Source organism: Streptomyces himastatinicus ATCC 53653, from assembly GCF_000158915.1.
Taxonomy (GTDB): domain Bacteria; phylum Actinomycetota; class Actinomycetes; order Streptomycetales; family Streptomycetaceae; genus Streptomyces; species Streptomyces himastatinicus.
The window spans coordinates 2,068,643-2,078,749 of record NZ_GG657754.1; the positions used below are offsets into that span (position 1 = coordinate 2,068,643).

Annotated in this window: 15 protein-coding genes; 13 read left to right on the forward strand and 2 right to left on the reverse strand. The window is 69.5% G+C overall.

The window, feature by feature from the left end:
- Positions 1 to 73 precede the first annotated feature (73 nt).
- The 12 genes from SSOG_RS08095 (at position 74) to SSOG_RS08150 (ending at position 8,081) form a co-directional block, all read left to right on the forward strand.
- Positions 74 to 379, forward strand: a complete 306-nt coding sequence (locus SSOG_RS08095; RefSeq protein WP_009713723.1) for a hypothetical protein — start codon at positions 74 to 76, stop codon at positions 377 to 379.
- Positions 380 to 410: 31 nt separating this feature from the next.
- Complete coding sequence (locus SSOG_RS08100; protein ID WP_009713724.1) at positions 411 to 1,448, forward strand: LigA protein; 1,038 nt, start codon at positions 411 to 413, stop codon at positions 1,446 to 1,448.
- Positions 1,438 to 1,842: a hypothetical protein gene (locus tag SSOG_RS46665; protein ID WP_050799814.1), complete on the forward strand. Its 405-nt coding sequence runs from the start codon at positions 1,438 to 1,440 to the stop codon at positions 1,840 to 1,842. Before SSOG_RS08100 ends, SSOG_RS46665 begins: the two co-directional genes overlap by 11 nt.
- Positions 1,843 to 1,923: 81 nt before the next feature.
- Positions 1,924 to 2,838, forward strand: coding sequence for a glycoside hydrolase family 25 protein (locus SSOG_RS08105; RefSeq protein WP_009713726.1), 915 nt, complete (start codon positions 1,924 to 1,926; stop codon positions 2,836 to 2,838).
- A gap of 72 nt (positions 2,839 to 2,910) precedes the next feature.
- The gene (locus tag SSOG_RS08110; protein WP_009713727.1) at positions 2,911 to 3,159 is read left to right on the forward strand and encodes a hypothetical protein; all 249 of its coding nucleotides are present in this window, start codon (positions 2,911 to 2,913) and stop codon (positions 3,157 to 3,159) included.
- Positions 3,156 to 3,497, forward strand: coding sequence for a hypothetical protein (locus SSOG_RS08115; protein ID WP_009713728.1), 342 nt, complete (start codon positions 3,156 to 3,158; stop codon positions 3,495 to 3,497). Before SSOG_RS08110 ends, SSOG_RS08115 begins: the two co-directional genes overlap by 4 nt.
- A gap of 141 nt (positions 3,498 to 3,638) precedes the next feature.
- Positions 3,639 to 4,871 carry a helix-turn-helix domain-containing protein gene (locus SSOG_RS08120; RefSeq protein WP_106516608.1) on the forward strand — a complete coding sequence of 411 codons (1,233 nt, stop codon included), beginning with the start codon at positions 3,639 to 3,641 and terminating at the stop codon, positions 4,869 to 4,871.
- Between the two features lie 75 nt (positions 4,872 to 4,946).
- Positions 4,947 to 5,225 (forward strand): hypothetical protein, encoded by a 279-nt coding sequence (locus SSOG_RS08125; protein ID WP_167542475.1) that lies wholly within the window; start codon positions 4,947 to 4,949, stop codon positions 5,223 to 5,225.
- A 319-nt stretch (positions 5,226 to 5,544) separates the two neighbouring features.
- Positions 5,545 to 5,961, forward strand: a complete 417-nt coding sequence (locus tag SSOG_RS08135) for an ATP-binding protein (RefSeq protein WP_009713731.1) — start codon at positions 5,545 to 5,547, stop codon at positions 5,959 to 5,961.
- 104 nt (positions 5,962 to 6,065) lie between these two features.
- A complete protein-coding gene (locus SSOG_RS08140) occupies positions 6,066 to 6,428 on the forward strand; it encodes a hypothetical protein (RefSeq protein ID WP_245606243.1) in 363 nt (120 codons plus the stop codon).
- 184 nt (positions 6,429 to 6,612) lie between these two features.
- Positions 6,613 to 7,728: a hypothetical protein gene (locus SSOG_RS08145; RefSeq protein ID WP_039936897.1), complete on the forward strand. Its 1,116-nt coding sequence runs from the start codon at positions 6,613 to 6,615 to the stop codon at positions 7,726 to 7,728.
- The gene (locus SSOG_RS08150) at positions 7,725 to 8,081 is read left to right on the forward strand and encodes an ASCH domain-containing protein (protein ID WP_009713733.1); all 357 of its coding nucleotides are present in this window, start codon (positions 7,725 to 7,727) and stop codon (positions 8,079 to 8,081) included. The genes SSOG_RS08145 and SSOG_RS08150 overlap by 4 nt, the downstream gene beginning before the upstream one ends.
- 401 nt (positions 8,082 to 8,482) lie before the next feature.
- Here the strand turns inward: SSOG_RS08150 and SSOG_RS08155 are convergent, their stop codons facing one another.
- Positions 8,483 to 8,689 carry a hypothetical protein gene (locus SSOG_RS08155; protein WP_009713734.1) on the reverse strand — a complete coding sequence of 69 codons (207 nt, stop codon included), beginning with the start codon at positions 8,687 to 8,689 and terminating at the stop codon, positions 8,483 to 8,485.
- 259 nt (positions 8,690 to 8,948) lie between these two features.
- The gene (locus SSOG_RS08160; RefSeq protein WP_039936898.1) at positions 8,949 to 9,185 is read right to left on the reverse strand and encodes a hypothetical protein; all 237 of its coding nucleotides are present in this window, start codon (positions 9,183 to 9,185) and stop codon (positions 8,949 to 8,951) included.
- A gap of 269 nt (positions 9,186 to 9,454) precedes the next feature.
- Between SSOG_RS08160 and SSOG_RS08165 the strand changes: the two genes are divergently transcribed.
- Positions 9,455 to 10,107: serine/threonine-protein kinase (locus SSOG_RS08165; protein WP_009713736.1), on the forward strand; the 653-nt coding region annotated here is incomplete at its 3' end.

A 10,107-nucleotide genomic window follows, 5' to 3' on the forward strand; every position in this document is an offset into this window, starting at 1 on the left:
GACGTGCTCAACGGTGGGCTTGCCCGTCCGTACCTGCCCCCTGCCGCTCCCAAAGACGATAGTCCGTCTACGTGTGCCCGGTACCATCTCAACGTCAGGAACAACCCTGGCGAACTCGCAAGGTCTCGTACAGCACCCGTACGTACGGGTGAAGGCCACGCCCGCGCTCGACAGCTCCACCAACGGGCAAGTACGGATCGTGGCCGACGGCACCACCCTGGCTACCGGCGCCGTAGACAGCATTCTGACGGCCACGGCTGCACTGCCCGGTTTCACATGGGGCGCCACAGTTCAGTTCGAGTTGCAGGCCCGCCGGACCGCAGGCACCGGCACCGTGCGCGGCATGACCCGCTACCTGTACGGCGTCCAGTCCCCGTAACCCCTACCTCCCTCATCCACAGGAGTCGTCCTTGCTGCCCGAAAGCATCCCCACGGTGAAGGTCACCGGTCGCTACCTCGACCCCTCCGGCCAGCCGCTAGCCGGACAAATCGTGTGGCGCGCGCCCGCCCTGCTGACGTTCGGCGCCGCCGACGTGATGCTGTCCGGCCCCGTCACCGCGCCGCTCGACGCCACCGGCGCATTCGCGGTGATTCTTCCGGCCACTGACGCCCCGGACATGAATCCCTCGGGCTGGTCCTACACCGTCACCGAACAGCTCACAGGCGTTGCGTCCAACCGCTCGTACCAGATCCTCTTGCCCGCTGCCGAGCCCGTCGTCGACCTCGCCGACCTCGCCCCCACCAACCCGAGCACGCCCAACTACGTGGCAGTCAAGGGCGCCAGCGCGTACGAGGTCGCCGTCGCTTCTGGATACGAGGGCACCGTCACCGACTGGCTCTCATCACTGGTCGGCCCGACCGGGCCCCAGGGTCCCCCCGGAGCAACGGGCGCAACCGGAGCAACCGGAGCGGCCGGCCCGCAGGGCATCCCCGGCCCGGACGGCGCCCCTGGGGTCGTGCAATCCGTCAACGGGCAATCGGTCGCCGACGTACAGCTCGACGCGGCCGACGTACACGCCGTACCGGACACCGCGCCGGGCGCCCCCGGGGGTGTGGCGACACTCGACGCCACAGGCAAGGTGCCCGCCGCCCAGCTGCCGACCAGCACCGGCGAGGGCGTGGTCAGCGTCAACGGCGACCGCGGCCCCGACGTCGTCCTCGACGCGGCCAAGGTGGGCGCCATCCCGGCGACCGCCAAGGGCACCGCGGGGGGCGTGGCCGAGCTGGACGCCGTCGGCGACGTACCAGAAAGAACAGCTGCCCCCGTGGGCCATCGGCACATGGGCACCGGCCGACTTCGGCCTCGCCGCATGGTCCTACGACATCGGCACCAACTCCCCCACCCCGGGAGACGCGCCGTCACAGGCCGGGCGCCTGTATCTGGTAGGTGTGCCGCTACGCCAGGCCGCCACGATCGCCAAAGCCGCTGTCCACACCATGGGCTTTGACCGGCCCAACAGCACCGTCACGGCCGCCTACCTCGGCATTTACAACGCGAGCCTTGCCAGAGTGGCCACCACCGCGAACCTCGCGAGCACGTGGACCGAGGAACACCGGATCGGCGGATCACTCACCCCCTACGCCCTCACCGCGCCCGCGAGCCTCGCCGCCGGCGGGTATTACGTCGCGATCCTGATCAGGGGAACCGGCACGAGCGTGCCCTACCTCGCCGCGGCGAACTGGAGCGGGAACGCCACCACATCGGCCGCCCGCGCCGTCACCACGAGCGGTATGTACCGATGGCTCCAGACGTCCAGCACCAGCCTTACGACGCTCCCGGCCACGCTCACGCTGGGCGGCATGGTCGAGTCGACCACCTGCTATTGGGCCGCCATCGGCTGACCCGCCACCGCGCCGCCCACTTCATCACCCGCCGCCCCGCGCACCGCGCCGGGCGTTTTTTCATGCCCAGGAGGCACCCCTATGAGCCAGACCTCGCGCGGCATCGACGTGTCCGCGTACCAGGCCGCACAGGACTGGAAGAAGCACGCGGCCGATGGCCTTACCTTTGCGTTCGCCAAGGCGAGCGAGGGACAGAAGACCCACGACCTCAAGTTCGCGAGCCACGTCAAGGGCATCAGGGCCGCCGGTCTGGTCGCCGGGGCCTATCACTTCGCGTGGCCGAACCAGTCCGCGGCGAAGGAGGCCGCGAACTACATCGCCGCCGTCAAGCCCCACGCGGGCCCCGGTTTCCTGCACTGGCTCGACCTGGAGGCGTACAGCGACCGGCGCAACTACAAGGGCGCGACGGCCGCCCAGATCAAGGCGTATGCCGCCGCATGGATCGCCGCGGTGAAGAAGGCGTTCCCCGGTCAGCGCGTCGGCATCTACACGTCCGCCTCAGACATCGCAGCCGGTCACGTTCCGTCGGGCGTGCCGCTGTGGTACCCCGCTTACCCGTGGGGCGCCGCCACGTACGCCCGGGCCGAGGCCGCTACCCGGCCCAAGCCGTCCGGCCGCACGGTGACGTTCTGGCAGTTCACATCGACCCCGCTCGACCGGAATATCGCGTACATGTCCCCCTCCCAGCTGCGCGAGTGGGCCAAGGGCGCCGCCGCCGACCCCGACGACGAGGCGTACAAGCCGCCGGCGTTCCCGACCGGCCTCGCCCCGAACAAGGCCAAGCCGTCCGCCGTCACGCTTCAGCGCGCGCTCAAGGCCACCGGCTACATGTCCAAGAGCGTCAAGGAGTCCCCGAACTACGGGCCCGCGACACAGGCCGCGGTGGCCAAGTTCCACAACGCGCACCCGCAGTACCGCGCCAAGGGCACCACGCACGACGTGAAGATCGGCCCGAAGGGATGGGGCGCCCTGTTCCGCCTCGCCTACGGCAAGTAGGCACCCCGCCCGCCCCGGCACCATGCCCCGGGGCGGGCCCTGTCATATCCGCATTCCCCGAAAGGCACTCCCATGAGCCCCGCCACCAAGCGCGCCGTACGCACCGTCATTCAGGGCGTCGTCATGTTCGCCGTCGCCCTCCCCGCCATCGTGAACGCATCCGGCATCCCCGAGTCCCTGCCGTGGGTCGCCGCCGCCCTCGCCATCGCCGGCGGCCTCGCGCGCGTCATGGCCCTGCCCGCCGTCGAGCTGCTGCTCGACCGGTTCGGCCTCGGCATAGTCGATGACACCGCGCCGGACGCCGGGGGCGCCCCGAAGTGACCACCGCCCCGCCGCCGTCGGACCCGGCCGCGGTCGCCGTCGAGCTGGAACGCATCCGGCGCACGATCGAGGTCGGGCATGCCCGCATCGACGGCGCCCTCGCCCTGCTCATGCAGCGCCACGACCAGACCGACGAGCAGATCAAGGAACACGCCCGACGGCTCGACGACCACGACGTACGCCTCGACATGATCGAGCGCGGGGAGACCGAGCGGCAGAAGCGCCACGACACACGCCTCGACGCCCTCGAACGCGCCCGGTGGCCCCTGCCGTCCGTCGCCGCTCTGGTCGGCGTGATCGGCCTCGCCCTGTCCCTGTGGCAGTTCGCTGCCCGGTAGCACCGACGCCCCCCGTACGGCCCCGCAGGGGTCGCGCGGGGGGCGTTTCGTCGTACCGCCCCGAAGATCCTGGCACGGCACGGTTGCCATCCGCGTACTCTGGGTGTAGTCCCGCGTCGTCACGACCCATAAGGGGTGCCGGTGAACACCTACCCGCGTGAACTCACCACCGGCGACCGAATCAAGCTGTACCGCCAGCGCAAAGGGCTTTCGCAGGCTGCGCTAGGGGGCCTGATCGGCCGCTCGGAAGACTGGGTAAGCAAGGTCGAACGGGGAGTGATCCCCGTGGACAAGCTCTCTGTACTGCTCGAAATCTCCCGCGTCCTCGACATCAGGGAACTGGCCGAACTGACGGGCCGGAGTATCGAACTGGTTACCAACGGCTCACCCGAACACGAGTCGGTGCCAGCGATCCGCCGCGCGCTCAATACGATCTCTTCGCAACTCGGCACCGACCTGCCGGGCACCCCGCTGTCACCCGACGAACTGACGCAGCGAGTTGACGAGGCGTGGCACTCCTACGAGCACGACGTCGACCGGTACGCGGTCGTCGGACCCCAGTTGCCCACCCTGCTCGCCGAAGCGCACTACGCAGCCCGCAACGCCAGCCCCGACGACGAGAGCAAGGTCGCCCGAGCGGTGATCAGCCTCTACCACCTGTTGCAGGTGTTCCTACGCCGCGTTGGCGAACAGACTCTTTCCCGCGTGGCCGCGGACCGGGCCCTACAACTCGCCGACCAGACCGGCGACCCGGTTCTACTCGGCGCGTCCGCGTGGAACGTGGCCCTCGTACTCACCAGCACGGGCGACGTTGCCGAATCCGCAGACCTCGCCCGTTCGGCCATGGAAGTCACCGCGCCGGGTGATGACGCGTCGCCCGAACTTCTGTCCGTGCATGGGGCGTTGCACCTCGCGGCAGCTGTCGCCACGATGCGCGACAACCGCCCCACGGCGGCGTGGGACCTGCTCCACGATGCTGAGCGCGTCGCCCGTCGGGCGAGGATCGACCGGAACGACTGGCGTACAGCATTCGGCCCGACCAACGTAGCCATGCACGGCGTGCACCTCGCCGGCGAGGAAGGCGACGCCACCGAGGCACTGCGCCTTGCCGACAGCATCGAGGACGAGAACCCGGTACTACCGCTCGAACGACGCACGCGGTACCTGGTGGAAGTGATGAACGCTAACCGGTTGAAGCAGGACGACTTTGCGACGCTCTACATGATCGGACGCATTCGCAAGACTTCACCCGAAGAGGTCAAGTTCTTCCCCCTGGTCCGCGAAGCAATTCGCGACCTGCTCAAGCGCGAACGACCTGCGTATCGAACCGAGTTGCGCGACCACGCTGCCCATGTCGGCGTCCTTGCCAGCTGATCGGTAAGCCCAGAATAAAGGCACCCCGGAACTTTTTCCGGGGTGCCTTCGCGTGTGCCCCCTACGGTCTGGCAAGTGGTGAACTCCCTTGCCACGACGACGAGTCGAGGGGGCACATTGACCGCAAACCGTCAGACTGGTTGGCGCATCGAAAGAGCGCCTGGCAAGCCGTTGGGCCGTACCAACGCTGGCCGCTTCTTCATCCCGTTACTGATCACTGCGGACGGTCAGGAGATCGCCGAGGTTAACCTCGTGCTGACCGGTTCCGACTCCGAGCGGCTGCTCGGCGAACTGTCGCGCCTGCTGAGCGGTGGCGAACCGGCGCCGCTCGACCCGATCGGGGGGCCCGCCTGATGGCCTCCGCCTCCCCCGGATACGGGTTCCTCGGCTACACGTGCGCGCACCGGGTTACGGCCGGTGCCGTCGTGTGCGACGACAACGAATGGCGCGAAGTCTCCGAGGTCCAAGACGAGCGGCTGCACGCCGGTGCCCCCATCATCACGTTGGCCACCGACGGAAAGCGCATGCACGTTCGGCCCTCGGCGCGACTGCTCATCTGCGCAGACCAAACCCCCGACCCCTGCGAGCGGCACAAGACCCCCGTGCCTCTCGCCTGCCTCACCGCGAGCTGCCCACCACAGGCGGCTCCGGAGGGCGAGAGGTGACCAGAACCATGAACACCACACGCAGCGCTGGGGCGCGGGTGGTCCCGCCGCAGCGAGTCGTCCTTGCCGCAGTCGAAGAATCCGCCAAGGCCGCCCGCGACTTCACGAGCGACTACATCCACTTTCACCTACCGGACATCGGCGACGAACCCCTCGCCGATGTGATGCTCGTTGCCTCCGAGCTGGTGACCAACTCCATCCGATACGGCTCGGAGCCGGGCGATTCCCTGCGCGTCGTCCTCGCTCACGGCCCCGATAACGTCACCATTGAGGTACACGACACCCGTCGGCGTCGCCCGCACCTCAAGCCCGAGTCTGTGGAACGCCAGCGAGGCCGCGGCCTCTTCATCGTCGATGCCCTCGCAACGTGGGGCGTCCGCGACCGCCCGTTCGGGAAAATCGTGTGGGCGGTGGTCAAGTGGTAACGCCCCCTGGGTCGACGACCGGCACCGTTCCCGGCCCCGGCTTCGTCGCCGGTATCCGCCTCGCGACCGGCCTTCACCTCGCCGATTCGTTCAGCGTTGCCCAGTTGCTCATGTACCACGTGCCGCCGCGCCTCGCGCACGAGAGCGTCGAGAGCATCGGGACGGGCATGCGGGCGTTCGCCGACGCGCTGTACCTCGGCCCTCACGATGAACCCGCGCCGTACATCGGTCACCGCATCCGCATACGGCGCGGTGCCCCGTGGCTCGCCTACGGCGACGACACGTACCGGCTGTGCGTGCCCGCCGCGCCGTCATGGGTGCACCTGGTCGCCGCGGGCGGACCCGTCCGCATCTGCGTTCTGTTCGACCCCCTCGCGGCCGAGGCCGGGCAAGAGGAGACCGACGCGCACGTACGCGCCTGCTTCGCCCGCGGGTCGATGCGGTGGGGAACGACCTACCACGTCTGACCCGGCCGCAGGGAAGACGGGCCGCCCCGAGGTGGATTGGACCCCGGGCCGACCCGCTAGGCCGAGCGTACAAGGCGCCTCGATCGGCACTCAGCCGGTCGAGGCGCCGCCCCGGCCCCTTCCGGTCACAGCACACCCCCCACACCACAGCGCATTCCTGCCTATCAATGGAGGGGAAAACAGGGTGACCACATACCCCGTATCGCCGAACACGGTCCTAGCCAACGCGCTCAAGCACGCTGAGGACGTGCTCACGCCCCGAGTCCTCGACGTCGCGCCTGATCGAATCGTGTTCGTCGTGGGGACGCAGATCAACGGTGCCCCGCACATCGGTACCTCGCTCGTGCAGTCCCTTACCTTCGCCGTCGCTGCCCGTATCCGGGACAAGTTCGGCGTACCGACCGAGGTCCGGTTCGGCGCCCTCGACAACGCGCCGTACGCCATCGTCACCGACCAAAAGAGCGGCCACCGCTACCAGCAGTCGTACGCGCATGCTCTCGGCGAACAGGGCGTCGTCGAGCAGGTCGACAAGCTGTACCGCCCCCTGTTCGCCGCCCTGTCCGAGCGGCTGCACGTGCCGTACTCGGTCGAGACCTACAGCCAGCAGCAGGCCGGTGAGCATTTCCGCCGTACGTGGCTGCTCGCACTGCCGCGCATGGACGCCGCTCGCTGGTGGCTCGCCCCGTCCTCCGGCGTGGCGCACCTCCGGGTTCCCTGCCCGCGGCCCGCTTGTGGCTGGGCCGAGAAGCACGCCGAGCGCACGCACGTGCGACACGTGAGCGCGGAGCGGGCGACCGTATCGGCCGTCTGCATGCACCATGGCGAGTACGAGGTCACCATCGACCCGGACGGCGGCGGGTATCTCGACCTCGCCACGCTGTATCGCAACCTGATCAAGGAACTCGCCGTCACCAGCAGGCGCGGCGCCCTGTACGTGATGGTCAAGGGCGGCGACTGGGTGTTCGGCTCCCAACTGGTCGACGGCGCGTTACAGGCCCTCGGCCTCACCTGCGGGCAGCTTCCGGCCCGCCTGTTCTGCCCGATGATCCTCAGCGACACCGGCGCGAAGTTGTCCAAGTCCCTCATTCGGGAGGGGCGCGCGACCTTGCCCGAGGGCGCCGCCCCTTGGATGCTCGACACTCGGGACTGGCCCGGATCGTTGCCCGAGTACATCGACAAACTGCTCAACACGGCCGAGGTCGTCCTGTCCGACCCGCGCCACTTCTTCCGTTCATACTCCGCCGGCGAACTCGGCCGGATGATGACCTCACCAGCAGCTAGGAGCGTTCCCGCCCCATGACGGACACCGCCGCTCGCGTCCGCGAGCTGAACCTCTACCGGCGATACTTCGACCTGGTCGCCGCGGGCAAGAAGAAGACCGAGGTACGGGTCAAATACCCGCACCTCGCCGACCTCGCCGCGGGCGACGTGATCCGATTCCGGATCAAGGGCACCGACGAGACATGCGACGTGCGCGTACGGCAGGTCACCGAGTACCCCGATTTCGAGGCCCTGCTCGACGGCGAGGGACCGGCCAACGTCAACCCGACGGCGACCCGCGAGGAACAGCTCGCCAACATCCGGAACATCTACCCGCCCGAAAAGGAAGCGCTCGGCGCCCTCGCGATCAAGATCGAATTACTCGCCCCCTGAGACGGCCGCGCTGTCCCCGTTCCCCCGGCGGGGGCGGCGCGGTCCGCGACACGCACGCCCCGGCACCTTGTGTAGGACCGGAGTGGTCAGCCGAGCAGCTGAGATGATCACAGGAGAAACAGCGCGGCCCCGGCACCGAGCAAGGTACCGGGGCCGCGTCGCACGCTAAGCACGCGGGCCCCGTTCGCTCCCGCTCCCCAGCGAGAACGATCGGGGCCCGATCACGCCCGGACGGCCGCCCCCACCTGCTTTCGCAGGTCAGGGGCTCGGCACCGTTGCGGATGTTTTACCGCAACAGGTGCCCAGCTGTCCGGGCTTCGTGCCGTCCGCCGCACCCCCGTCCCCACGGGGCTGATGGCCGGAAGTCCCCGGCCCGGGCCGCTCTCCCGGACCTGGGGCGCTCAGCGCCCCAGCATTCCCGCCACGGACGACGCCTGTGTGACGACGGCTTCCCAGCCGCCGAACGCGATGCTCAGCAGGACGGCCAGCGGCAGCACGATCGCTGCCGCGACCAGAGGATGGCGGGTGCCGGTCTGCGGGCTGCCGAACGTGTCGAGGGCCGCGCGCCTGCGCGCCCTGACGACCGTGCGCCCCACCGTGTCCGCCATCGTCCTTCCTCCGTCACATCTACAGCGGCGAGCGTCTGACCTCGGGGGACGAGTGCTGCGCCCGCCGCTTGACCTCAACATTAGGCGTGCGGCCCGGTCCACGGCGTCATGCCCTCGTACCGCTTGCCGGGCCTCCCGGAGGAAGACGCCGGACCGGGCCTCGTACTCCCCTGAGTGGAGAAATCCGCCCGGACTGGGGTCTCCCGAAGGGTCCGCCGGAACGGGCCCTTCCGGGGGTGAACGGCCGGTGGGACGGCTCCTACTCACCGTCCCCGTCAGCGGTCCGCGGCAGCGGCTGCTCCACCAGCGCCAGGACCCGGTTCGCCATGAAGCGGGCCGTCCGCACCACCGACCCGTTTCGGGTGACTTCGCTCACTTCCACCACCCCGCGCCGCACCGCCGTCTCGACCCGCCGCCCCGCCCTCTCGGCCACCACTTCGTACGTCCGCGTCGTGTCGCCCGCGTCCACCACTATCTCCACACGATCACCCTTCACGGTCCCAATCCCCCTTCTGAGACGGTCTTTTGAGATCACGCATGCGCAGACCGGAGCACGGATTGCTACGATTCCGGCCCACTTCTCCAGGATCCCAGGCACCACTGACAATCCGTAGGCCGACGCATGCGCGGCCTCTCAGCGCGCGGGGCCGTCAATCCGTAAGCTGTGCACGTCAGACGGACGGCAGTGGACCGGCAGCAGACGGCAGCGGATGGGGCTCCCCACCAAGGGGTAGAAGGGCTCCCCACCGGAGGTAGGGGACGGACATGGCGATGATGCGGCTCCGGCGCGAGGACCCGCGTGTCGTCGGCTCCTTCAGGCTTCACCGGCGGCTCGGTGCGGGCGGTATGGGGGTCGTCTACCTCGGGTCCGACCGGCGCGGGCAGCGGGTGGCGCTGAAGGTCATCCGGCCGGATCTGGCGGAGGACCGGGAGTTCCGGTCGAGATTCGCCCGCGAGGTGTCCGCCGCGCGGCGGATCCGCGGCGGCTGTACGGCGCGGCTGGTGGCCGCGGACCTGGAGGCCGACCGGCCGTGGTTCGCCACCCAGTACGTGCCCGGCCCCTCCCTCCACGACAAGGTGAACGAGGAGGGCCCGCTGCCGGCCGCGCACGTCGCGTCCATCGGGTCCGCGCTGGCCGAGGGGCTGTTGGCGGTGCACGAGGCGGGGGTCGTCCACCGCGACCTCAAGCCGTCGAACATCCTGCTCTCCCCCAAGGGCCCCCGCATCATCGACTTCGGCATCGCCTGGGCCACCGGCGCCAGCACGCTGACCCACGTCGGCACGGCCGTCGGCTCCCCCGGCTTCCTCGCGCCCGAGCAGGTGCGGGGCGCGGCCGTCACCCCGGCGACGGACGTCTTCGCGCTGGGCGCCACGCTCGCGTACGCCTCGACGGCGGATTCGCCGTTCGGGCACGGGAG

What these genes read in the sequence shown, in the direction of transcription:
- SSOG_RS46665 (WP_050799814.1), top strand. Translation starts at nt 1,438, where the DNA reads ATGGGCTTTGACCGGCCCAACAGCACCGTCACGGCCGCCTACCTCGGC.
- SSOG_RS08105 (WP_009713726.1), top strand. Translation starts at nt 1,924, where the DNA reads ATGAGCCAGACCTCGCGCGGCATCGACGTGTCCGCGTACCAGGCCGCA.
- SSOG_RS08110 (WP_009713727.1), top strand. Translation starts at nt 2,911, where the DNA reads ATGAGCCCCGCCACCAAGCGCGCCGTACGCACCGTCATTCAGGGCGTC.
- SSOG_RS08135 (WP_009713731.1), top strand. Translation starts at nt 5,545, where the DNA reads ATGAACACCACACGCAGCGCTGGGGCGCGGGTGGTCCCGCCGCAGCGA.
- SSOG_RS08150 (WP_009713733.1), top strand. Translation starts at nt 7,725, where the DNA reads ATGACGGACACCGCCGCTCGCGTCCGCGAGCTGAACCTCTACCGGCGA.
- SSOG_RS08155 (WP_009713734.1), bottom strand. Translation starts at nt 8,689, where the DNA reads ATGGCGGACACGGTGGGGCGCACGGTCGTCAGGGCGCGCAGGCGCGCG.